Origin of the sequence: Pseudomonas donghuensis (genome assembly GCF_000696345.2) — a bacterium.
Lineage (GTDB): Bacteria > Pseudomonadota > Gammaproteobacteria > Pseudomonadales > Pseudomonadaceae > Aquipseudomonas > Aquipseudomonas donghuensis.
In genome coordinates this window covers 288,531-314,774 of record NZ_CP071706.1, presented here as the reverse complement: position 1 = coordinate 314,774, position 26,244 = coordinate 288,531, and the positions used below count along the sequence as shown (strand labels likewise).

At 61.8% G+C, this 26,244-nt stretch carries 9 protein-coding genes; 2 read left to right on the top strand and 7 right to left on the bottom strand.

Going from position 1 to position 26,244, the window contains the following annotated elements:
• Positions 1–5 precede the first annotated feature (5 nt).
• The 7 genes from BV82_RS01435 to BV82_RS01405 all read right to left on the bottom strand — a co-directional run bounded on the left by BV82_RS01435 (position 6) and on the right by BV82_RS01405 (position 8,841).
• The gene (locus tag BV82_RS01435; RefSeq protein WP_010222068.1) at positions 6–872 is read right to left on the bottom strand and encodes an ABC transporter permease; all 867 of its coding nucleotides are present in this window, start codon (positions 870–872) and stop codon (positions 6–8) included.
• Positions 873–886: 14 nt separating this feature from the next.
• The gene (locus tag BV82_RS01430) at positions 887–1,750 is read right to left on the bottom strand and encodes an ABC transporter ATP-binding protein (protein WP_010222067.1); all 864 of its coding nucleotides are present in this window, start codon (positions 1,748–1,750) and stop codon (positions 887–889) included.
• 5 nt (positions 1,751–1,755) lie between these two features.
• Positions 1,756–2,775 carry an ABC transporter substrate-binding protein gene (locus BV82_RS01425; RefSeq protein WP_036995346.1) on the bottom strand — a complete coding sequence of 340 codons (1,020 nt, stop codon included), beginning with the start codon at positions 2,773–2,775 and terminating at the stop codon, positions 1,756–1,758.
• A gap of 18 nt (positions 2,776–2,793) precedes the next feature.
• The gene (locus BV82_RS01420) at positions 2,794–3,693 is read right to left on the bottom strand and encodes a TauD/TfdA dioxygenase family protein (protein WP_010222065.1); all 900 of its coding nucleotides are present in this window, start codon (positions 3,691–3,693) and stop codon (positions 2,794–2,796) included.
• A gap of 248 nt (positions 3,694–3,941) precedes the next feature.
• Positions 3,942–5,297 (bottom strand): HlyD family type I secretion periplasmic adaptor subunit, encoded by a 1,356-nt coding sequence (locus tag BV82_RS01415; protein ID WP_174242313.1) that lies wholly within the window; start codon positions 5,295–5,297, stop codon positions 3,942–3,944.
• A 7-nt stretch (positions 5,298–5,304) separates the two neighbouring features.
• Positions 5,305–7,461, bottom strand: coding sequence for a type I secretion system permease/ATPase (locus BV82_RS01410; protein ID WP_010222063.1), 2,157 nt, complete (start codon positions 7,459–7,461; stop codon positions 5,305–5,307).
• 42 nt (positions 7,462–7,503) lie between these two features.
• Positions 7,504–8,841 (bottom strand): TolC family outer membrane protein, encoded by a 1,338-nt coding sequence (locus BV82_RS01405; RefSeq protein WP_010222062.1) that lies wholly within the window; start codon positions 8,839–8,841, stop codon positions 7,504–7,506.
• Between the two features lie 345 nt (positions 8,842–9,186).
• Here BV82_RS01405 and BV82_RS01400 point away from each other — a divergent pair, with 345 nt between their 5' ends.
• The gene (locus BV82_RS01400) at positions 9,187–25,740 is read left to right on the top strand and encodes an immunoglobulin-like domain-containing protein (protein ID WP_215444981.1); all 16,554 of its coding nucleotides are present in this window, start codon (positions 9,187–9,189) and stop codon (positions 25,738–25,740) included.
• Positions 25,741–25,897: 157 nt separating this feature from the next.
• Positions 25,898–26,242, top strand: coding sequence for a hypothetical protein (locus BV82_RS01395; protein WP_036995343.1), 345 nt, complete (start codon positions 25,898–25,900; stop codon positions 26,240–26,242).
• Positions 26,243–26,244: the final 2 nt, after the last annotated feature.

Sequence of the window (26,244 nt, the reverse complement as noted above, 5' to 3'; positions counted from 1 at the left end):
GCCTGTCAGCGCTGCATGCCCCAGCGGCGCACGGTAATACGCTCCAGGGTGTTGAATACCAGGCTTTCGACCAGCAGGCCGATGAGGATCACCACTGCGAGCCCGGCGAACACCTTGTCGGTGTACAGCTCGTTGCGGTTCTGGAAGATGTACCAGCCCAGCCCGCCCTTGCCGCTGGTGGCGCCAAACACCAGTTCGGCGGCGATCAGTGTGCGCCAGGCAAAGGCCCAGCCGATCTTCAGGCCCGAGAGGATCGACGGCAGCGCCGCCGGAATCAGGATCTGCACCACCAGCCGCAAGCCACGCAGGCCATAGTTGCGACCGGCCATGCGCAAGGTCTCCGACACCCCGAGAAAGCCCGCGTAGGTATTGAGCGCCAGGGCCCAGAGCACCGAATGCACCAACACGAAGATCAGGCTGTTGTCGCCCAGGCCGAACCACAGCAGCGCCAATGGCAGCAAGGCAATTGCCGGCAGCGGGTTGAACATCGAGGTCAGGGTGCTGAGCAGGTCGCGGCCGAACTGGGTCGACACCGCCAGGCTGGTCAGGCCGAAAGCCAGGACGATCCCCAGCAGATAGCCCTTGAGCAGCACCACCAGCGACACGCCGACCTTGGCCGGCAGCTCGCCGCTGAGCAGGCCGTCATACAGGGCTGCCGCAGTCTGCAGGAAGCTCGGTAGCAGCAGGTCGTTGCCCTGGTAGCGGGCGATGGCTTCCCAGGCCAGGGCCAGCAGAATCAGGATCAGGCCCTTGCGCAGCCAGCCCTGTTGCCAGAGGCGCTGACCCAGCGGCAGTTCACGCTCTACGGGGACACTCAGTAGCGGTTCGAGGACAACTTCGTATTCCTGACGCGGCGTAACAGTTGTGGTCATGGTGAGACTCCCGGTCAGTAGGCAATGCGAATGTCGGCGAAGCCCAAGGCCGGGTCGTGCTCGACCTGGGCATCGTCGTCGAACAGCAAGCGGTGGACGCGCCGCGCCGATGCCTGAAAGTCGCTGGCGCCCAGGCTCTGCAGGTCGTACTGGTGGCTGTGGATCTCGGCGCGTACCCGGCCCGGATGCGGCGACAGCAAGAGGATGCGGTTGCCGACCACCAGCGCTTCTTCGATCGAATGGGTGACGAACAACAAGGTGAAACGCACCTCTTCCCAAAGCAGCAGCAACTCTTCCTGCATCTTGCGCCGGGTCAGGGCGTCGAGGGCGGCGAAGGGTTCGTCCATCAGCAGGATCTTCGGCTGCATGGCCAGCGCCCGGGCAATCGCCACACGGGCTTTCATGCCGCCCGACAGGGTATGCGGATAGGCGTCGGCAAAGCCGGCCAGGCCGACTTTCTCCAGGTAGTGCAAGGCGCGCGCTTCGGCCTCCTTGCGTTTGAGCGTGCCGGAAGCGAGCAGCGGGAACATCACGTTCTGCTTGACGGTTTTCCACGGCGGCAGCTGGTCGAACTCCTGGAACACCACGATGCGGTCCGGGCCCGGGCCCTGCACTGCCTGGCCCTGCAAGCGGATCTGCCCTTCCCGGGGCTCAATGAAGCCGGCCACCGCCTTGAGCAGGGTCGACTTGCCACAACCCGAGGGCCCGAGCAGGACAAAGCGGTCGGCCTTGTCCACTTCGAAACTGACCTGGTGGGTAGCCCGCACCACGCGCTGCGCGGTGCGGTACTCCAGGCTTAGGTTATCCACCTGCAGCAGCGGCGGCGTTGCGACGCTGCTCAGCTTGCTGACCGTGTGGCCTGGCAATGGGGTGTTCATCCGGCTCAGCTCCCTTGCAGCGGTTTCTCGTCCTGGAAGAAGTAGTCCTTCCAGGATTCGGGTTTGTGCTTGATCGCGCCCACGCGGTAGAGGAATTCAGCCAGCGGATAGGTATTCTTCGGCGTCACGCTGAATTCGTACTGCGGGTTGTCGATGATCTTCAGCAGTGCCTCGCGGTCGATCTTGGCCTTGGTCACGCGGATGTAGGTGTCGGCTGCGGCGGCCTTGTCGTTCTGGGCGAACTCGGCGGCTTGCGCCAGGGCATCGACGAAAGCTTTGTAGGTCTTGGGGTTGTCGTTGCGAAATTTCTCGGTGGCGAACAACACGGTCGGCGAGTTCGGGCCGAGCAGGTCGTAGGTGTTGAGCACCACGTGCACGTCCTTGTTGGCCAGTACCTGATCCTGGAACGGCGGGTTGGAGAAGTGCGCGTTCAGCTCGGTGCCACCGGCCAGCAAGGCCGCGGTGGCATCAGGATGGGGAACGGCCAGGGTGTATTTGTCGAGGCGGTTGTATTCCTTGTCGCCCCACTGCTTGGCAGCGGCGTACTGCAGGAACCGCGACTGCACCGAGACGCCCACCGCCGGCAGGGCGATGCGGTCTTTCTCGCTGAAGTCGGCGATGGTCTTCACCTTGGGATTGCTGCTGACCAGGTAGTAGGGAAAGTTGCCCAGCGAGGCCACGGCCTTGACGTTCTGCCGGCCCTGGGTGCGGTCCCAGATGGTCAGCAGCGGGCCGACGCCGGCGCCGGCGATATCCACCGAACCGGAGAGCAAGGCGTCGTTGATCGCGGCGCCACCAGACAGCTGCGTCCAATCGACCTTGATGTCGATGCCCTGCGCCTTGCCATGCTTCTCGATCAGGTTCTGATCGCGCACTACGTTGAGCAGCAGGTAAACAATGCCGAACTGTTCGGCAATGCGGATTTCACCTTCGGCCTGGGCCGTGGCCGGTGCCACCAGGCTGCCGGCAAACAGGCTGGCACCCAGGCCGATACTGGCCGCCAGGCGGCTGATTGAGTTGCGCATGCTGTACTCCTCGAAAGATCAGAACGGGGCATCGCCCTGGATGGTGGTGCGGTACAGCTTGCGGCGCAGGTGCGCAGGGCAGCCGCTGGCCAGGTGAATCAACGAGCGGTTGTCCCAGAACACCAGGTCATGGGGCTGCCATTGGTGGCGGTAGATGTTCTGCTCGAGCACGCTGTGGGCGTAGAGCTCGGCAAGGAGCTGCCGGCTTTCGTCTTCAGGCAGGCCAACGATGCGGGTGGTGAAGCCTTCGCTGACGAACAGCGCCTTGCGGCCGTTTTCCGGGTGGGTGCGCACGACCGGGTGAATGACTTCCTGAACCTGCGCCAGTTGTTCGGCGGTCAGGGTCGGGCGCCAGTTGCCTGCGAACTTGCTCTCGCTGTAGCGGGCGGTATATGAATGCGCGGCGCTGCGGCCTTCAACGGCTTTGCGCAGGGCTTCGGGCAGGCCGTCCCAGGCCTTGTGCATATCGGCGAACAACGTGTCGCCACCTTCGCGGGGCAGCTCCTGGGCGTGCAGCATCGAGCCCAGGCTTGGCAGTTCCTTGTACGACAGGTCCGAGTGCCAGAACTTGCCGGCGTCGCCCAGGCCGATGTTCTGCCCGTTTTCGATGATGTTGGAGACGATCAGGATTTCCGGGTGGCCGCGGAGCAAAAACTGTTTGAGCACGTGAATCTGCAGCACACCGAAGCGGCGGCTGAAGGCGATCTGTTGTTCGGGGGTAATGCGCTGGTCGCGAAACACCAGCACGTGGTGGTCGAGATGGGCCCGGTGGATCCGGGTGAAGTCCTCGGCGCTGACTGCTCGGGTCAGGTCCAGGCCGATGATCTCGGCGCCGACGGCACCACTGAACGGCAGGATTTCGAAGGCTTGCTGCTGTGCACTGTCGATGGACGACAAGGCGTTAGAGGCCGCTGACATGATTCACTCCCACGCAGAGCGCGCCCAATGGTGCGCGCATCGATCAGAAACTCACGGTGTTCCGTGTTGGTTCGGTCGTGCGGCGCGCCGATTGGTCGGCAGGTACGCAGGGGAGTGACTATAAAGTCATAAGAGAAAGAATTTAAATATCTTTAGCGCATAAGCATATGGTGAGCTTCAGGGCCTCATCGCTGGCAAGCCAGCTCCCACAAAGTCCAACTGTGGGAGCTGGCTTGCCAGCGATGCTTTTAGCGCTCGCGCAGCGCTTCGGCACGCGCGCGGATGATCGGCTTGAGCAAGTAGCTCAACACGCTCTTCTTGCCGGTGATGATATCCACCGAAGCGACCATCCCCGGGATGATCAGCAGCGGCTTGTCGTCGGTCCCCAGGTGGCTGCGCTCGGTGCGCAGCTTGATCACGTAGAAGGTGTTCTTGTCTTCGTCGGTGATGGTGTCGGCACCGATCTGTTCGAGCTTGGCTTTCAAGCCGCCGTAGATGGTGAAGTCATAGGCGGTGAACTTGACCATCGCCTCCTGCCCCGGGTGCAGGAAGGCGATGTCTTGCGGGCGGATGCGCGCTTCGACCAGCAAGGTGTCATCCAGCGGGACGATCTCGACCAGGTCGCTGCCCGGCTGGATCACCCCACCCACGGTGTTGACCAGCAGCTGCTTGACGATACCGCGCACCGGCGAGGTCACCAGGGTACGGTTGACCCGGTCGTCCAGGGCCTTGCCGGTGGCCTGGGCCTTGCTCAGGTCGGTGCGCGCCTCGTTGAGTTGGGTCAGGGCTTCGCTGCGAAACTTGCCGCGGGTCTCGTCGATCTTGCGCTCGACTTCCTTGATCGCCGATTCGGCGCGCGGAATCGCCAGCGAGGTGGCGTCCAGCTGGCCACGGTTCTCCACTTCGGCACGCTTGAGGCGCAGCACTTCCACCTGGGAGATCGCGCCCTGGGCCACCAGCGGCTCGGACATGCTGATCTCCTGGCGCAACAGCTGCAGGCTGTTGCGGTACTGGCCCTGCTTGGAGCTGAACTCGCGCAGTTCCTGCTGACGCTGCACCAGTTGCTCCTGCAGGCCGCCGATCTCGTCCTGCAACTGCTGGCGGCGGCTCTGGTACAGGGATTCTTCGTTGGCGGCCTGGCTCGGCGCGGCCTTGCGGATTTCGGCGTCGATCTTCAGCGGCCGGTCTTCGACCTCGGCGCTCAGGCGTTCGACGCGCAGGGCCATGGCCAGGCGGTCCGCCTCGGTCTCACCGACGTTGGAAACAAAGCGGGTGTCGTCCAGGCGCAGCAACGGGTCGCCCACTTCGACGATCTCGCCTTCTTTGGCGTAGATCTGCGCGACAATACCGCCTTCCAGGTTCTGGATTTTCTGCAGTTTGGACGACGGGATCGCCTTGCCTTCGCCACGGGTCACTTCGTCGATAATGGCGAAGTTGGCCCAGAGGCCCATGAACAGGAAGAAGCCAAGCACCCCCCAGATGGTCAGGCGTACGATGCGCGGGGCATCTTCGATCAGTGCCTTGTTGACCTCCGGCAACGGTTGCCCGCTGAGCGACTCGGAACCCTTGAAGTACTTGCGCAGGCTGTCCTTGATCTGGCCCATATCCAACTTAAGCAACACTGATCTGCCCCTTCTTCAGCGCATCCATGACGGCGGCTTTCGGGCCATCCGCGACTATCTGCCCGCGATCGACAACAATCAGGCGGTCGACCAGTGACAACAGCGAGGCCCGGTGAGTCACCAGGACCACGGTCTTGTTCTCGATGACCGCTTGCAGGCGTTGCTTGAGGCGTTCTTCACCGGTGTTGTCCATGGCGCTGGTCGGCTCGTCGAGCAGCAGGATCTGCGGGTTGAGCAGCAAGGCGCGGCCAAGGGCGACGTTCTGCCGCTGGCCACCGGACAGGTTCTGGCCACGCTCGCCGACCTGCAGCTCATAACCTTGCGGGTGCAGCCGGGCGAACTCATGCACCCCGGACAACTCGGCAGCCTGCAGGACCATTTCGTCCTCCACGTAGCGGGCACCGCTGACCAGGTTGTCACGCAGGGTACCGGCCAGCAGCTGGATATCCTGGGGCACATAGCCGATGTTGTGGCGCAGTTCGCTGACGTCGATCTGGCGGATGTCCACGCCATCGACCAGCAAGGAGCCGGCATCGGCTTCGTAGAGACCGACGATCAACTTGGCCAGCGAGCTCTTGCCCGAGCCGCTGCGGCCGATGATGCCGATTTTCTCGCCGGGGCGGATCGCCACATTGACGCCCTTGAGCGCCAGGTTCTGCTGGTTCGGGTAGGTGAAATCGACGCCACGGAACTCGATGGCGCCCTGCAGCACCTGACGGCTCAGCGGGCGTTCTTCGAAGTTGCGCTCTTGCGGCAGCTCCATCATCTGGTCGGTGGAGACCATGGTGACCTTGGCTTGCTGGTAACGGGTCAGCAGGCCGGAAAGCTGGCCCAGCGGGCCGAGGGCGCGGCCACTGAGCATGTAGCAGGCGATCAGGCCGCCCATGCTCAGGTTGCCAGCCATGATCTGGTAGACGCCGGCGCAGATCAGCGCCACGCCTGCCAGTTGCTGGATCAGCAGGGTGATGTTCATTGCCAGGCCAGAGAGCACCTTGACCCGCAGCTCGAGGCGGCTGAGGGTGCCGATGGTCTGCTCCCACATGTACTGGCGTTCGCTTTCGGCGTTGTTGACCTTGACCGCATCGAGCCCGGCGAGGGTCTCGATCAGGCTCGACTGGCGCTCGGAGGCCAGCGCCATGGTCCGTTCAAGGGTCGCCACCAGCGGTTTCTGCAGGGCATAACCGATGCCCAGGGCCAGCGGGAAGGCGATGATTGGAATCCACACCAGGTGCCCGCCAATGATGGCGATCACCAGCAGGATCAACAGGGTGAACGGCAGGTCGATCAGGCTGGTCAGGGTCAACGAGGCGAGGAAGTCGCGCAGGCCCTGGAATTCATGAATGTTCTGGGCAAAGCTGCCGACCCTTGCCGGCCGGTATTTCATGGCCATGCCAACGATGCGTTCGAACAGCGTGGCGGAGATGATCAGGTCGGTCTTCTTCCCGGCCAGATCCAGGCACAAGCTGCGCAGGCCCTTGAGGATCAGGTCGAAGATGTAGGCGCCGGAGATACCCAGGGCCAGGACCCAAAGGGTCGAGGTGGCCTGGTTGGGCACCACGCGGTCGTAGACGTTCATCACGAACAGCGGCGCGGCCAGGGCGATCAGGTTGATTACCAGGCTTGCGGCGATGGCGTCGATGTACAGCCAGCGGCTGCGCTTGAGGGTGTCACGGAACCAGGAGCGTGCCCGCGGGATCAGGTTGCCGTGATTGACGTCGAACTTGTGCTGCGGCTGGGCGAAGAACACCCGGCCACTGTAGTCGCTCTGCAGGGCTTCGCGGCTGACATGCACCTCGCCGCCGTCGCTCTCGCTGAGCAACAGGCGCGCGGTGTCGTCGTTCTCCCACCCCAGCAACACCGTGCTGCGACCGTCCTTGAGCAGGAGCATGGCCGGCATGGCAATGCTCGGGATCTGCTCCAGCTTGCGTTGCAGCAAGCGGCCCTGCAGGCCGGCACGGGCTGCCGCACGTGGCAGCAGCTCCGGGCTCAGGCGCTGGGCCGGCAACGGCAGGCCGGTGGTCAGCATGGCCCGGCTGGCGGGCTTCTGGTGCAGCACGCAGAGAGACAGCAGGCTGTCCAGCAGCGGGTCGTCGTGCTGACTGCGGGGATCATGGCTGAGCTGGACTCGACTGACTTCTGATTCCACGCGGGCTCTCTTAACGGTTGCGGTTGGCTATGACAGTGAACCTCAGTTCATGCCTGGCAGGTTCACTTTCGGTTTAAGGTCGTTCTGCACCACGGTGGCCATCGGTGCGACAACACCCTGGCTCTTGAGCAGCTGACCAATGGTCGCTTTGATTCGGTACTGAGTAAACAGCTGGATGTTCTTCACTTCGGTCAGCCGACGCTGCGCGGTGAAGAGTTCGTTCTCGCTGTCGAGCAAGTCTAGCAAGGTACGTTCGCCCAGGCTGAACTGCTTCTGGTAGGCGGTGCGCACACTGTTGCTGTGATCGACGTATTGCTGGGCGATCGGCAACTGCGCATTGGCGTTATCCATAGCATTCCATGCCAGGCCTAGCTCCTCATTGAGCTGGCGCAAGGCATTGTTACGAATGTCCAGCGCCTGGTTGGTCAGGTACGACTTGGATTCCAGGTCGGCCTTGTTACTGCCGCCGGCGTACAAGTTGAAACTCATGCGCAGCATAGCCTGCCATTCGTTGTTGTGGCCGTTCATGCCATCCAGATCGTTATCGGCCGTCCGTCCGAGTTCTGCATCAAAACGCGGATAGAAAGTAGACTTTGCCGCTTCGTATTGTTTCTCCGCTGCTGCGATATCGGACTCCGCCGAGCGCAGGATCGGGCTGCTCTCGACCATCTGCTGACGGGCTTCGTCGAGGTTGGCTGGCAACAGGTCGACAAACGGCGCAGGGCTGCTTAACTCGTCCGGCAGTTGACCGACCACGCTCAGGTAGTTGGTCTTGGCATCGGCGAGGTTGGTCTGCTCGGTGATCAGGTTGTTGCGCGCCTGGGCCAGACGCGCTTCGGCCTGGTCAAGGTCAGCCAGGCGGCCGACGCCACGGGCGGTGCGCAGCTTGATCTGGTCGTAGATGCGCTCGTGGCTGCGCAGGTTGTCTTCTGCCAGGCGGACCATCTCGCGACGGGTCAGAACATCCAGGTAGACCTGGGCAACGGTCAGCGCGGTGCGCTCGGACGCCCCCAGCAGCGAGTAGGCACGGGAGTTGACGGTGGCTTGCTGGCGGCCGACTTCGCTCGAGGTGGCAAAACCGTCGAAGACCATCTGCCGCAGACGCACACTCGACTCACCGCGGTTGAGGGTTTCCCAGCGGTTGCCGGTGCTCGGGCTGTCGGTGCCTTCACGGCCATAACCGGCCAGCACATCGACACGCGGCAGGTAACCGCCCTTGGCGGCGCGCAGTTGGTAGTCGGCAGCAATTCGGCTGTTAACCCCGGCCTGAATTTCCGGGTGCACCTCGAGGGCTTTCTGCATGGCCTCTGGCAGGCTCTGTGCTTGAACGAAACTGGTGGCGAGGACGAAAGGAAGAGCAGTAAACAGTGACGCGCGCATTTAACTTTTTCCCAGGGACGTCTTGTCCCAAATCACAGCAGAAATCGTTGCTGCATTAGAAAATGGCAACCGGATTGACCTTATGTCGGAAACTTCCGAAGGAGTACTTGGTTCGTACGGTGGAAGAGTGGCAGCCGCTCAAATATCAATGTGACATTACAGAGCTGATTGTTTAGGATGGCAGCAGGAAGGTCAATACTTTGGCATAAACTTAATAGCCAACAGATATCGACAATTAATTGACGTCAAAAGCGTCGAACTCACTATTGAAACATTCCATCAGAAGCGGCAATTCAGCGCCTGCTGGCATGGAAGCCAAATTGAACGGGTAGTCCGGAGAGTCCAATGAGCAGTGTTGTTGCCATCGTCAAAAGCATTGTTGGCCAAGTAATCGCCGTATCCCCAGAAGGGATTCAACGTGTACTCATCGAAGGTGACCGCCTGTTCGCTGGCGAGCAGGTACTCACCGGCCTGGCCGGTGCCGTCACCCTGGAATTGGCCGATGGCCGCAGCCTGGACCTGGGCCGTGATACTCAGTGGAGTGCCGACACCCCGGACAGCAGCACTGACCTGGCGGCTGCCACCGCTCAGGCAGCGCCTTCGGTCGAAGAGCTGCAACAGGCCATCGCCGCCGGTGCTGACCCGACTACCGAACTTGAAGCCACCGCAGCCGGCCCGACTGCCGCAGGTAGCGGCGGCGCGGCCGGTGGTGGCCACAGCTTCGTCATGCTCGATGCCACCGCAGGCTCGGTCGACCCGACCATTGGCTTCCCGACCGGCCCTATCGGCTTTGCCACCGGCGCCGCCACCCAGGAGCTGGGCGGCCTGGACGATGCCAACAACCCGGCAACCACCACGCCTACCCGCGAGTCCGGCCTGACCCTGAGCGCCACGCCGTCGATCACCGAGGCCGGAGGCGTGATCATCTACACCGCCACCCTGGGCCAGCCACCGCTGACCGACCTGACCGTGACCCTGTCCAATGGCCAGGTCATCGTCATCAACGCCGGGCAGACCACCGGCAGCGTCAGCGTGACCATCCCGCCGAACGATACCGTGTACCTGGACAGCAGTGAGATCTCCACGACCATCACCGGCACCACCGGCGGCGCGGGCCTGATCGTCACCCCGGACACCACCCCGGCGGTGACCCAGATCACCGACACCATCGACACCACCACAGTCACCCTGACCGCCAACCCGAGTGTCACCGAAGGCGGCGTGATCACCTACACCGCTACCCTGACCAATCCGGCGCAGACGCCGGTGACCGTCACCCTGTCCAACGGCAGCACTATCACCATCGGCGCCGGCCAGAGCACCGGTACCGTTGACGTGCAGATGCCAGCGAACGACGTCTACAACAACGGCAGCAGCGTCAGCACCACCATCGCTGGCGCCACGGGCGGCAACTTCGAGAACCTGGTACCGAACCCGAACCCGGCGGTCACCACCATTACCGACTCGATCGATGACACCGGCCTGAGCCTGAACGCCACCGGTACCGTGGCCGAAGGCGGCTCGATCATCTACACCGCGACCCTGACCAACCCGGCCGGCACACCAGTGACCGTGACCCTGAGCAACGGCGCGGTGATCACCATTGCCGCAGGCCAGACCGAAGGCAGCGTCACCGTGCCTGCGCCAAGCGATGACGTGTATGTCGATGCCGGCAACGTCAGCGTGAGCATCGACAAAGTCGATGGCGGCAACTTCGAGAACCTGGTGGTCAGCAATCAGCCGGCAGTGACTGAAGTTACTGACACCATCGATACGTCGACCGTCACCCTGACGGCCAATAGCAGCGTTGCCGAAGGTGGTGTGGTGACCTACACCGCTTCGGTCACTGCGCCAGTCACCGGTTCTGCGCTGGTTATTACCCTGGCCAATGGTCAGCAGATCACTATTCCGGTCGGCCAGAGCACTGGCTCGGTCGAGTTCGTTGCGCCGAACAACGTGCACACCACCAACCCGGACCTGACCAACAGCATCACCGGCACTTCCGGCGGCAACTACGAGAAGCTGGACACTGCGGGTAACCCAGTGACCACCGTCACCGACGGTCCAGGTACCGATGACACTACTGGCCTGAAACTGACGGCCACTGGTTCGGTCGCAGAAGGCGGTTCGATTGTTTATACCGCAACGCTGACCAACCCGGCCGGTACCGAAATGAAAGTCACCCTGAGCAATGGTGAAGTGATCACCATCGCCGCGGGCCAAACCGAAGGCAGCATTACCGTCGCAGCGCCTGCCGATGACGTCTACATCGATGCCGGTGAAGTGAGCGTGACCGTCACTGGCACTACGGGCGGTGATTTCGAGAAAGTTGCAGTAGATGGCACTCCGGCCGTTACTCAAGTGACGGACACCATCGATACTTCGACTGTCACCTTGACTGCGAACAGCAGCGTTGCCGAAGGTGGCGTCGTCACCTACACCGCTTCGGTCACTGCGCCGGTTACCGGTTCTGCGTTGGTGATCAACCTGGCCAACGGTCAGCAGATCACTATTCCGGTCGGCTCCAGCTCCGGGACCGTGGACTTCGTGGCACCGAACAACGTACACACCACCAACCCGGACCTGACCAACAGCATCACCGGCACTTCCGGCGGCAACTACGAGAAGCTGGACACTGCGGGTAACCCAGTGACCACCGTCACCGACGGTCCAGGTACCGATGACACTACTGGCCTGAAACTGACGGCCACTGGTTCGGTCGCAGAAGGCGGTTCGATTGTTTATACCGCAACGCTGACCAACCCGGCCGGTACCGAAATGAAAGTCACCCTGAGCAATGGTGAAGTGATCACCATCGCCGCGGGCCAAACCGAAGGCAGCATTACCGTCGCAGCGCCTGCCGATGACGTCTACATCGATGCCGGTGAAGTGAGCGTGACCGTCACTGGCACTACGGGCGGTGATTTCGAGAAAGTTGCAGTAGATGGCACTCCGGCCGTTACTCAAGTGACGGACACCATCGATACTTCGACTGTCACCTTGACTGCGAACAGCAGCGTTGCCGAAGGTGGCGTCGTCACCTACACCGCTTCGGTCACTGCGCCGGTTACCGGTTCTGCGTTGGTGATCAACCTGGCCAACGGTCAGCAGATCACTATTCCGGTCGGCTCCAGCTCCGGCACCGTGGACTTCGTTGCACCGAACAACGTCCACACCACCAATCCGGATCTGACCAACAGCATCACCGGCACCACCGGTGGTAACTACGAGAAGCTGGACACTGCGGGTAACCCAGTGACCACCGTCACCGACGGTCCAGGTACTGACGACACTACCGGTCTGAAGTTGACCGCTACTGGTTCGGTCGCTGAAGGCGGCGACATCATCTACACCGCTACGCTGACCAACCCAGCTGGCACCGAGATGAAAGTCACCCTGAGCAACGGTGAAGTCATCACCATTGCTGCCGGTCAGACCGAAGGCAGCATCACTGTTCCGGCTCCGGAAGACGATGTGTACATCGACGCAGGTGAAGTCAGCGTCACTGTCACCGGCACCACTGGTGGCGACTTCGAGAAGCTGGCTGTGGATAACACGCCAGCCGTCACCGAAGTGACCGATACCATCGACACTTCGACTGTCACCCTGACCGCTACTCCAAGCGTGACCGAAGGCGGCGTCGTCACCTACACCGCTTCGGTTACTGCGCCAGTGACCGGTTCCGCGTTGGTGATCAACCTGGCCAACGGTCAGCAAATCACCATCCCAGTTGGTTCGAGCTCGGGTACCGTGGACTTCGTGGCACCAAACAACGTGCACACCACCAATCCGGACCTGACCAACAGCATCACCAGCACCACCGGTGGTAACTACGAGAAGCTGGATACCGCTGGCAACCCAGTGACTACCGTCACCGACGGCCCAGGTACCGACGACACCACCGGCCTGAAACTGACCGCCACTGGTTCGGTCGCCGAAGGCGGCGACATCATCTACACCGCCACCCTGACCAACCCAGCTGGCACCGAGATGAAAGTCACCCTGAGCAACGGTGAAGTCATCACCATCGCTGCAGGTCAGACCGAAGGCAGCATCACTGTTCCGGCTCCGGAAGACGATGTGTACATCGACGCGGGCGAAGTCAGCGTCACTGTCACCGGCACCACTGGTGGCGACTTCGAGAAGCTGGCTGTGGATAACACTCCAGCCGTTACCGAAGTGACTGACACCATCGACACTTCGACTGTCACCCTGACCGCTACCCCGAGCGTGACCGAAGGTGGCGTCGTCACCTACACCGCTTCGGTGACTGCGCCGGTGACTGGCTCTGCGCTGGTTATTTCTCTGGCCAACGGTCAGCAGATCACCATCCCAGTCGGTTCGAGCTCCGGCACCGTGGACTTCGTTGCACCGAACAACGTACACACCACCAATCCGGACCTGACCAACAGCATCACCGGTACCACCGGTGGCAACTACGAGAAGCTGGACACTGCGGGCAACCCAGTGACCACCGTCACCGACGGCCCAGGTACCGACGACACCACCGGCCTGAAACTGACCGCCACTGGTTCGGTCGCCGAAGGCGGCGACATCATCTACACCGCCACCCTGACCAACCCAGCTGGCACCGAGATGAAAGTGACCCTGAGCAACGGTGAAGTGATCACCATTGCTGCCGGTCAGACCGAAGGCAGCATTACTCTGCCGGCACCGGAAGACGATGTGTACATCGATGCGGGCGAAGTCAGCGTCACTGTCACCGGCACCACCGGTGGCGACTTCGAGAAGCTGGCTGTGGATAACACCCCAGCCGTCACCGAAGTGACTGACACCATCGACACCTCGACCGTCACCCTGACCGCTACCCCGAGCGTGACCGAAGGTGGCGTCGTCACCTACACCGCTTCGGTGACTGCGCCGGTGACTGGCTCTGCGCTGGTTATTTCTCTGGCCAACGGTCAGCAGATCACCATCCCTGTCGGTTCCAGCTCGGGCACCGTGGACTTCGTTGCGCCGAACAACGTACACACCACCAATCCGGATCTGACCAACAGCATCACCGGTACCACCGGTGGCAATTACGAGAAGCTGGACACTGCGGGTAACCCAGTGACCACCGTCACCGACGGTCCAGGTACTGACGACACTACCGGTCTGAAGTTGACCGCTACTGGTTCGGTCGCTGAAGGCGGCGACATCATCTACACCGCTACGCTGACCAACCCAGCTGGCACCGAGATGAAAGTGACCCTGAGCAACGGTGAAGTCATCACCATTGCTGCCGGTCAGACCGAAGGCAGCATCACTGTTCCGGCTCCGGAAGACGATGTGTACATCGACGCGGGCGAAGTCAGCGTCACTGTCACCGGCACCACTGGTGGCGACTTCGAGAAGCTGGCTGTGGATAACACTCCAGCCGTTACCGAAGTGACTGACACCATCGACACTTCGACTGTCACCCTGACCGCTACCCCGAGCGTGACCGAAGGTGGCGTCGTCACCTACACCGCTTCGGTTACTGCGCCAGTGACCGGTTCTGCGCTCGTGGTGACTCTGGCTAACGGCCAACAGATCACCATCCCTGTCGGTTCCAGCTCGGGCACCGTGGACTTCGTTGCACCTAACAACGTACACACCACCAACCCGGACCTGACCAACAGCATCACCGGCACCACCGGTGGTAACTACGAGAAGCTGGACACTGCGGGTAACCCAGTGACCACCGTCACCGACGGTCCAGGTACTGACGACACTACCGGTCTGAAGTTGACCGCTACTGGTTCGGTCGCTGAAGGCGGCGACATCATCTACACCGCTACGCTGACCAACCCAGCTGGCACCGAGATGAAGGTGACCCTGAGCAACGGTGAAGTCATCACCATCGCTGCCGGTCAGACCGAAGGCAGCATCACTGTTCCGGCTCCGGAAGACGATGTGTACATCGATGCCGGCGAAGTCAGCGTGACCATCGCTGGCACCACCGGTGGTGATTTCGAGAAAGTTGAAGTCGACCCGGCGGCGGCAGTGACTGAAGTCACCGATACCATCGACACTTCGACTGTCACCCTGACCGCTACTCCAAGCGTGACTGAGGGTGGTGTGGTTACCTACACCGCCTCGGTGACTGCTCCGGTTACCGGCTCGAACCTGGTCATTACTCTGGCCAACGGTCAGCAGATCACCATCCCAGTCGGCTCCAGCTCGGGCACCGTGGACTTCGTTGCACCGAACAACGTGCACACCACCAATCCGGACCTGACCAACAGCATTACCGGCACCACCGGTGGCAACTACGAGAAGCTGGATACCGCTGGCAACCCAGTGACTACCGTCACCGACGGCCCAGGTACCGACGACACCACCGGCCTGAAACTGACCGCCACTGGTTCGGTCGCCGAAGGCGGCGACATCATCTACACCGCCACCCTGACCAACCCAGCTGGCACCGAGATGAAAGTGACCCTGAGCAACGGTGAAGTGATCACCATTGCTGCGGGCCAGACCGAAGGCAGCATCACTGTTCCGGCTCCGGAAGACGATGTGTACATCGACGCCGGTGAAGTCAGCGTGACCATCGCTGGCACCACCGGTGGCGACTTCGAGAAAGTCGAAGTCGACCCGACTGCTGCCGTGACTGAAGTCACCGATACCATCGATACCTCGACTGTCACCCTGACCGCTACCCCGAGCGTGGCCGAAGGTGGCGTCGTCACCTACACCGCTTCGGTTACTGCGCCAGTGACCGGTTCTGCGCTCGTGGTGACTCTGGCTAACGGCCAACAGATCACCATCCCAGTCGGTTCGAGCTCCGGCACCGTGGACTTCGTTGCACCGAACAACGTCCACACCACCAACCCGGACCTGACCAACAGCATCACCGGTACCAGCGGCGGCAACTACGAGAAGCTGGACACTGCGGGTAACCCAGTGACCACCGTCACCGACGGCCCAGGTACCGACGACACTACCGGCCTCAAACTCACCGCTACCGGCTCCGTGGCCGAAGGCGGCGACATCATCTACACCGCTACGCTGACCAACCCAGCTGGCACCGAGATGAAAGTCACCCTGAGCAACGGTGAAGTGATCACCATCGCTGCAGGTCAGACCGAAGGCAGCATCACTGTTCCGGCTCCAGAAGACGATGTGTACATCGATGCCGGCGAAGTCAGCGTCACCGTGACCGGCACCACTGGTGGCGACTTCGAGAAGCTGGCTGTGGATAACACCCCAGCCGTCACCGAAGTGACTGACACCATCGACACTTCGACTGTCACTCTGACCGCGACGCCAAGCGTGACCGAAGGCGGCGTCGTCACCTACACCGCGTCGGTCACCGCGCCGGTGACTGGTTCTGCGTTGGTGATCAACCTGGCCAACGGTCAGCAGATCACCATCCCGGTCGGCTCCAGCTCCGGCACCGTGGACTTCGTTGCGCCAAACAACGTGCACACCACCAACCCGGACCTGACCAACAGCATCACCGGCACCACCGGCGGCAACTACGAGAAGCTGGATACCGCTGGCAACCCAGTGACTACCGTCACCGACGGCCCAGGTACCGACGACACTACCGGCCTCAAACTCACCGCCACCGGCTCCGTGGCCGAAGGCGGCGACATCATCTACACCGCGACCCTGACCAACCCAGCTGGCACCGAGATGAAGGTGACCCTGAGCAACGGTGAAGTCATCACCATTGCTGCCGGTCAGACCGAAGGCAGCATTACTGTTCCGGCTCCGGAAGACGATGTGTACATCGATGCCGGCGAAGTCAGCGTGACCATCGCTGGCACCACCGGTGGTGATTTCGAGAAAGTCGAAGTCGACCCGGCGGCGGCAGTGACTGAAGTCACCGATACCATCGACACTTCGACCGTCACCCTGACCGCTACTCCAAGCGTGACTGAGGGTGGTGTGGTTACCTACACCGCCTCGGTGACTGCTCCGGTTACCGGCTCGAACCTGGTCATTACTCTGGCCAACGGTCAGCAGATCACCATCCCGGTCGGCTCCAGCTCCGGCACCGTGGACTTCGTGGCACCCAACAACGTGCACACCACCAACCCAGACCTGACCAACAGCATCACCAGCACCACCGGTGGTAACTACGAGAAGCTGGATACCGCTGGCAACCCAGTGACTACCGTCACCGACGGCCCAGGTACCGATGACACTACCGGTCTGAAACTGACCGCTACTGGCTCCGTGGCCGAAGGCGGCGACATCATCTACACCGCCACCCTGACCAATCCGGCTGGCACCGAGATGAAGGTGACCCTGAGCAACGGTGAAGTGATCACCATTGCTGCCGGTCAGACTGAAGGCAGCATTACTCTGCCGGCACCGGAAGACGATGTGTACATCGATGCGGGCGAAGTCAGCGTCACTGTCACCGGCACCACTGGTGGCGACTTCGAGAAGCTGGCTGTGGATAACACGCCAGCCGTCACCGAAGTGACCGATACCATCGACACCTCGACTGTCACCCTGACCGCTACCCCGAGCGTGACCGAAGGTGGCGTCGTCACCTACACCGCCTCGGTTACTGCGCCAGTGACCGGTTCTGCGCTCGTGGTGACTCTGGCCAACGGCCAACAGATCACCATCCCTGTCGGTTCCAGCTCCGGCACCGTGGACTTCGTGGCACCGAACAACGTACACACCACCAACCCGGACCTGACCAACAGCATCACCAGTACCACCGGTGGCAACTACGAGAAGCTGGATACCGCTGGCAACCCAGTGACTACCGTCACCGACGGCCCAGGTACCGACGACACTACCGGCCTCAAACTCACCGCCACCGGCTCCGTGGCCGAAGGCGGCGACATCATCTACACCGCGACCCTGACCAACCCAGCTGGCACCGAGATGAAGGTGACCCTGAGCAACGGTGAAGTGATCACCATTGCTGCGGGCCAGACCGAAGGCAGCATCACTGTTCCGGCTCCGGAAGACGATGTGTACATCGACGCCGGTGAAGTCAGCGTGACCATCGCTGGCACCACCGGTGGCGACTTCGAGAAAGTCGAAGTCGACCCGACTGCTGCCGTGACTGAAGTCACCGATACCATCGATACCTCGACTGTCACCCTGACCGCTACCCCGAGCGTGGCCGAAGGTGGCGTCGTCACCTACACCGCTTCGGTTACTGCGCCAGTGACCGGTTCTGCGCTCGTGGTGACTCTGGCTAACGGCCAACAGATCACCATCCCAGTCGGTTCGAGCTCCGGCACCGTGGACTTCGTTGCACCGAACAACGTCCACACCACCAACCCGGACCTGACCAACAGCATCACCGGTACCAGCGGCGGCAACTACGAGAAGCTGGACACTGCGGGTAACCCAGTGACCACCGTCACCGACGGCCCAGGTACCGACGACACTACCGGCCTCAAACTCACCGCTACCGGCTCCGTGGCCGAAGGCGGCGACATCATCTACACCGCTACGCTGACCAACCCAGCTGGCACCGAGATGAAAGTCACCCTGAGCAACGGTGAAGTGATCACCATCGCTGCAGGTCAGACCGAAGGCAGCATCACTGTTCCGGCTCCAGAAGACGATGTGTACATCGATGCCGGCGAAGTCAGCGTCACCGTGACCGGCACCACTGGTGGCGACTTCGAGAAGCTGGCTGTGGATAACACCCCAGCCGTCACCGAAGTGACTGACACCATCGACACTTCGACTGTCACTCTGACCGCGACGCCAAGCGTGACCGAAGGCGGCGTCGTCACCTACACCGCGTCGGTCACCGCGCCGGTGACTGGTTCTGCGTTGGTGATCAACCTGGCCAACGGTCAGCAGATCACCATCCCGGTCGGCTCCAGCTCCGGCACCGTGGACTTCGTTGCGCCAAACAACGTGCACACCACCAACCCGGACCTGACCAACAGCATCACCGGCACCACCGGCGGCAACTACGAGAAGCTGGATACCGCTGGCAACCCAGTGACTACCGTCACCGACGGCCCAGGTACCGACGACACTACCGGCCTCAAACTCACCGCCACCGGCTCCGTGGCCGAAGGCGGCGACATCATCTACACCGCGACCCTGACCAACCCAGCTGGCACCGAGATGAAGGTGACCCTGAGCAACGGTGAAGTCATCACCATTGCTGCCGGTCAGACCGAAGGCAGCATTACTGTTCCGGCTCCGGAAGACGATGTGTACATCGATGCCGGCGAAGTCAGCGTGACCATCGCTGGCACCACCGGTGGTGATTTCGAGAAAGTCGAAGTCGACCCGGCGGCGGCAGTGACTGAAGTCACCGATACCATCGACACTTCGACTGTCACCCTGACCGCTACTCCAAGCGTGACTGAGGGTGGTGTGGTTACCTACACCGCCTCGGTGACTGCTCCGGTTACCGGCTCGAACCTGGTCATTACTCTGGCCAACGGTCAGCAGATCACCATCCCGGTCGGCTCCAGCTCCGGCACCGTGGACTTCGTGGCACCCAACAACGTGCACACGACCAATCCGGACCTGACCAACAGCATCACCGGCACCACCGGCGGCAACTACGAGAAGCTGGACACTGCGGGTAACCCAGTGACCACCGTCACCGACGGCCCAGGTACCGATGACACCACCGGCCTCAAACTCACCGCCACCGGCTCCGTGGCCGAAGGCGGCGACATCATCTACACCGCCACCCTGACCAACCCAGCTGGCACCGAGATGAAGGTGACCCTGAGCAACGGTGAAGTCATCACCATCGCTGCCGGTCAGACCGAAGGCAGCATCACTGTTCCGGCTCCGGAAGACGATGTGTACATCGATGCCGGCGAAGTCAGCGTGACCATCGCTGGCACCACCGGTGGTGATTTCGAGAAAGTTGAAGTCGACCCGGCGGCGGCAGTGACTGAAGTCACCGATACCATCGACACTTCGACTGTCACCCTGACCGCTACTCCAAGCGTGACTGAGGGTGGTGTGGTTACCTACACCGCCTCGGTGACTGCTCCGGTTACCGGCTCGAACCTGGTCATTACTCTGGCCAACGGTCAGCAGATCACCATCCCAGTCGGCTCCAGCTCGGGCACCGTGGACTTCGTGGCACCGAACAACGTCCACACCACCAATCCGGACCTGACCAACAGCATCACCGGCACCACCGGTGGCAACTACGAGAAGCTGGACACTGCGGGTAACCCAGTGACTACCGTCACCGATGGCCCAGGCACCGACGACACTACCGGTCTGAAATTGACCGCTACTGGCTCTGTGGCCGAAGGCGGCGACATCATCTACACCGCCACCCTGACCAATCCGGCTGGCACCGAGATGAAGGTCACCCTGAGCAACGGTGAAGTCATCACCATCGCTGCGGGTCAGACCGAAGGCAGCATTACTGTTCCGGCTCCGGAAGACGATGTGTACATCGACGCGGGCGAAGTCAGCGTCACTGTCACCGGCACCACTGGTGGCGACTTCGAGAAGCTGGCTGTGGATAACACCCCAGCCGTCACCGAAGTGACTGACACCATCGACACCTCGACTGTCACCCTGACTGCTACTCCAAGCGTGACTGAGGGTGGTGTGGTTACCTACACCGCCTCGGTGACTGCGCCAGTAACCGGTTCTGCGCTCGTGGTGACTCTGGCTAACGGCCAACAGATCACCATCCCAGTCGGTTCGAGCTCCGGCACCGTGGACTTCGTTGCACCGAACAACGTCCACACCACCAATTCGGACCTGACCAACAGCATCACCGGTACCACCGGTGGTAACTACGAGAAGCTGGACACTGCGGGTAACCCAGTGACTACCGTCACCGACGGTCCAGGTACCGACGACACTACCGGTCTGAAGCTGACGGCTACCGGTTCGGTCGCTGAAGGCGGCGACATCATCTACACCGCCACCCTGACCAATCCGGCTGGCACCGAAATGAAGGTGACCCTGAGCAACGGTGAAGTCATCACCATCGCTGCGGGTCAGACCGAAGGCAGCATCACTGTTCCGGCTCCGGAAGACGATGTGTACATCGACGCGGGCGAAGTCAGCGTCACTGTCACCGGCACCACTGGTGGCGACTTCGAGAAGCTGGCTGTGGATAACACTCCAGCCGTTACCGAAGTGACTGACACCATCGACACTTCGACTGTCACCCTGACCGCTACTCCAAGCGTGACTGAGGGTGGCGTGGTGACTTACACCGCCTCCGTCACCGCGCCGGTGACTGGTTCGGCGTTGGTGATCAACCTGGCCAACGGTCAGCAGATCACCATCCCGGTCGGTTCCAGCTCGGGCACCGTGGACTTCGTTGCACCGAACAACGTGCACACCACCAACCCAGACCTGACCAACAGCATCACCGGCACCACCGGTGGCAACTACGAGAAGCTGGATACCGCTGGCAACCCAGTGACTACCGTCACCGACGGCCCAGGTACCGACGACACCACCGGCCTCAAGCTGACCGCGACTCCAACCGTCAATGAAGGCGGCTCGATCACTTACACCGCGACGCTGACCAATCCGGCCGGCACCGAGATGAAAGTGACCCTGAGCAACGGTGAAGTGATCACCATTGCCAAAGGCCAGACCGAAGGCAAGATCACCATCGATGCACCAAGCGACGACGTTTACATCGATGCTGGCCAGCTGAGCGTGACCGTCACTGGCACCACCGGCGGTGACTTCGAGAAGCTGGCTGTGGATAACACCCCAGCGATCACCGACGTCAAGGACACCATCGACACTTCGACGGTTACCCTGACCGCCAGCACCAACAGTGTTGTCGAAGGCGGCGTAGTGACTTACACCGCCAAGGTCTCCGCGCCGGTTACCGGTTCCGACCTGGTAATCAACCTGGCCAACGGTCAGCAAATCACCATCGTTGTCGGCCAGACCACTAGCACGGTAGATTACGTTGCACCGAACAACGTGCACACCACCAACCCGGACCTGACCAACAGCATCACCGGTACCAGCGGCGGCAACTACGAGAAACTGGTCAGCACCGGCAACACCACCGTCAGCGTCACCGACGGCCCGGGCACCAAGGACTCCACCAGCCTGACCCTGACCGCGACCCCGACCGTGGCCGAAGGCGGCTCGATCACTTACGTGGCCAAGCTGAGCAATCCGGCCGGTACCGAGATGAAGGTCACCCTGAGCAACGGTGAGACCATCACCATCGCCGCAGGCCAGACCGAAGGCAAGGTGACCATCGCCGCGCCTGGCGATGACGTGTACATCGATGCCGGTAACGTCAGCGCGAAAATCACTGGCAGCACCGGTGGTGACTTCGAAGAGCTGAAGATCGACGGTTCGTCTGCCGTGACCAGCGTCACCGATACCATCGACACCACCAACCTGACCCTGAGCGCTACGCCGTCGGTCGCTGAAGGTGGCAACATCACCTACACCGCCACCTTGAGCAACAAGGCGCAGACCCCGGTCACCGTGACCCTGAGCAACGGTGCCAGCATCATCATCGACGCTGGCAAGACCACCGGTACGGTCAGCGTGCCTGCGCCAGCGGACGACGTGTACATCGATGCCGGCAGCGTCAACGCGACCATTACCGGCGCCACCGGTGGCAACTTCGAAGACCTGGCAATCAGCAAACAGCCAGCCGTCACCCAGGTGACCGACACCATCGACACCACCACCGTCAGCATCAGCGGCACCACCTCGGTGACCGAAGGTGATTCGGCCAACTACACCCTGACCCTGACCAACAAGGCGCAAACCGATGTGGTCATCAAGCTGACCTACAGCGGTACCGCCACCAATGGTGCGGACTACACCGGTGTGGCCACCGTGGTAATCAAGGCGGGCAGCAACGTTGGCACCTTCAGCGTGCCGATCATCCGCGACGGAATTGCCGAGAGCGCCGAGAACTTCACCGTGAAGATCGACTCGGCCACCGGCGGCAACTTCGAGAACCTGGTGGTCAGCGGCAGCGCTGGCAGTGTCACCACCACCATCGTCAGCAACGAGGCACCTGTTGCCGCTGGCGGTGCCGTGACCGGTACCGAAGATACCGACCTGGTGCTGAGCTGGGCCAACTTCGGCATCACCGATGCCGATACCCCTGCGGCTAACCTGGGTCTGACCATCACCAAACTGCCCGCCGATGGCGTGCTGCAGTACAAGGATGGCAACGTCTGGAAAACCCTGACCGACGCTGACGCCGGCAAAGTCTTCAGCAAGGCCGACATCGACGCTGGCAAGCTGAAATTCGTGCCGGATCACAACGAGTCGGGCATCGATGCCAACGGCGGCACCGGCGTCGGCAACAAAGAAGCCGACTACGCGCAGATCAAGTTCAAGCCGACTGACGGCCAGGGCCTGGGCAACGAGGCCACCATCAAGGTCGATATCACCCCGGTGGCCGACAAGCCTGACCTGAACATTGGCAGCAACAACGTCAACTCGATCGGCCTGGTCAAGGAAACCTGGAACAGCCTCAGCGGCCTGGGCACCAATGGCAACGGCATCACCGGCGACGCGCTGAAGACCGTGTTCGACAACTCGGGCAAGGCCAACAGCAGCTCGCTGGTGACCAACGCCCAGTCCGACGCCAGCGTCGTTGGCGGTTCCGGCTCGAAGACCTCTGGCCTGATCTACCTGGAAGCGGGCAAGACCTACAGCTTCAGCGGCGTCGGCGATGACAGCCTGCTGATCACCATCGGCGGCAAGAACGTGGCCCAGGCTACCTGGGGCGCTGGCGGTGCGATCAACGGTTCGTTCAAGCCGACCATCAGCGGCTACTACACCCTGGACATCTACCACGCCAACCAGAGCGGCCCTGGCAGCTATGACGTCAACCTGTCGGTCAACGGCAGCACCCCGGTCGACCTGAGCAACGCCAATATCCCGATGTACCCGGGCGTGAACGAGCTGACCAACGCCGGCGTCACCGTCGGCGAGTTGCACGGCGCCAATGGCGAAGGCTACTACCAGGGCTACAAGCTCAACGAAGGCGCCGAGAACGGCACCGTCAAGCTGGTCGGTATCTCCACCAACCTCACCGACACCGATGGTTCGGAAACCCTCAGCGTCAAGCTGGGCGGCATTCCGGCAGGCTCGGTACTGAGCGATGGCGCCGGCCACACCGTCACCGTCGGCAAGGACGCAGTCGATGTCACCGGCTGGAACCTCAACGGCTTGAGCATCAAGCCGCCGGCCTATTACCAGGGTCAGTTCGACGTGACCGTCACCTCGACGGCCACCGAGAAGGCCAACGGCAGCACTGACTTCAGCCAGGGCACGATCAAGGTCACCGTTTACCCGGATACCTACGTCACCACCAACCTCACGGCGGAGAGCGACAACCATACCCTGGGCACCAGCAACGACATCGTCGTCGCCGATGTCAACGGCCTGCACGTGGTACCGGGACAGGACTACAACCTGGCGTTCATCGTCGATACCTCCGGCAGTATGAAAGCCGCCGGTGTGGACGCTGCGCAGAAGTCCCTGCAGTCGGTGTTCGATACCCTGGCCAACAGTGTGAAGGGTGCACAGTCGGGTACCGTGAACATCCTGCTGGTGGACTTCTCCAGCCAGGTCAACAAGTCGGTTTCGGTCAACCTGTCCGATGCGGGCTCGCTGCAAGCGCTGAAGGATGCGCTCAAGGCCATGTATTCCGAGGGCGGTACCAACTACGAGGACGCCTTCAAGACGACGGCAAACTGGTTCCAGAACCTCAAAAATGCCGGCAACACCGGTAGCAACCAGACGTTCTTCATTACCGATGGCCAGCCGACTTTCCACCAGGCCAACGAGCAAGGCAACCCGCAGCTGGCCAGCTCCGGCTGGACCCTGGACAGCTTCCTCCAGTCGATCAACTACAAGCCAGGCGATACGCTGAACCGCTACCAGCTGGACAGCAATAACCGGGTCAGTATCGATGCCGACGGTAACCTCAATGCCCAGTACAAGTACTACGGCAACTGGTACACCTCGACCTCCGGCACCATCCGCGCTCAGGGCGATGGCACCTACGAGCTGTCCAGCCGTTCCGGTTGGGGCAATGGCACCAGCAACGACACCTGGAACAACTCGCTGGACAGCTTCAAGATCCTCAGCGGCCTCTCCAGCGTCGAAGCCATCGGCCTGAACAGTGGCGTTAACGTCAACGATCTCAAGCCGTTCGACAGCGACAGTAAACCGCAGACCAACATCGACCCAAGCCAACTGGCCGAAGCGATCCTTGGTCATACCGAGGCCACCAAGCCGGGCAACGACACGGTCAGCGGCGGCGATGGCCACGACATCCTGTTCGGCGACCTGGTCAGCTTCGACTCGATCGCCGGCAACGGTGTCGAAGCCATACAGGCCTACGTGGCCGGCAAGCTGGGGGTCAACCTGGGTGACGTCGATGGCCGCGTGCTGCATCAGTACATCACCGAGCACGTCAGCGAGTTCGATGTGTCGCGCAGCAACGATGGCGCCGACATCCTCATCGGTGGCGACGGCAATGACATTCTCTTCGGCCAGGGTGGCAACGACTACCTCGATGGCGGCAAGGGTAATGACATCCTCCTTGGCGGTACCGGCAACGACACCCTGCTGGGCGGTGAAGGCAACGACATCCTGATCGGCGGCAAGGGCGACGACATCATGACCGGCGGTAGCGGGGCCGACACCTTCGTGTGGAAGGCCGGCGACACCGGCAAGGACGTGATCAAGGACTTCAAGGCTGCCGAAGGCGACCGTCTGGACCTGAGCGACCTGCTCCAGGGCGAGAAGGCCAGCACCATCGACAACTACCTGAAGATCACCACGGTCAACGGCGAGTCGACCCTGCAGGTCAGCTCCGAAGGCAAGCTCAATGCCTCCGGCGGCCTGGCCAATGCCGATGTGACGATCAAGCTGGAAGGGGTCAATTGGGCCAATACCACGATCAACTCGCTGGTTACCGGTGCCGACCCGACCATCAAGATCGACCACTCCAACAGCTGATCCACGGCCTGCGCCAGCCCTCCCGGGGCTGGCGCGGCGCTTCGGACTTTGCCTGCACCGTATTCACAGCGCATACTCGCTCGCCGGGCCACACGCCCGACCAGCTTGGCCTATGCTGCTGACTGCGGATACGGACTGACATTCAGAGGGATACCCCATGTTCTACGTGCAACGCGATGCACAGGGCCAACTGGTCCGGGTAGAGGCCGCACCCTACGCCGAATACACGGAAATCCTCCCGGCCGACCATGCCGAGGTCCAGGAGTGGTTCGCCGACGATGTGGTCGAGAACAGCCTCAAACAACTCAAACAGAGTGACCTGGACATGATCCGGGTGCTCGAGGATTTGATCGAAGTGCTGACCACCAAAGGCGTGATCAGCATTACCGACCTGCCGCCCGGCGCGCAGGCCAAATTGCTCAGCCGCTCCAATGCTCGCCAGGTGCTGGGCGGGTTGACCAACCTGATCGATGACAGTGAAGAAAACGGCGGCCTGATCTGAGC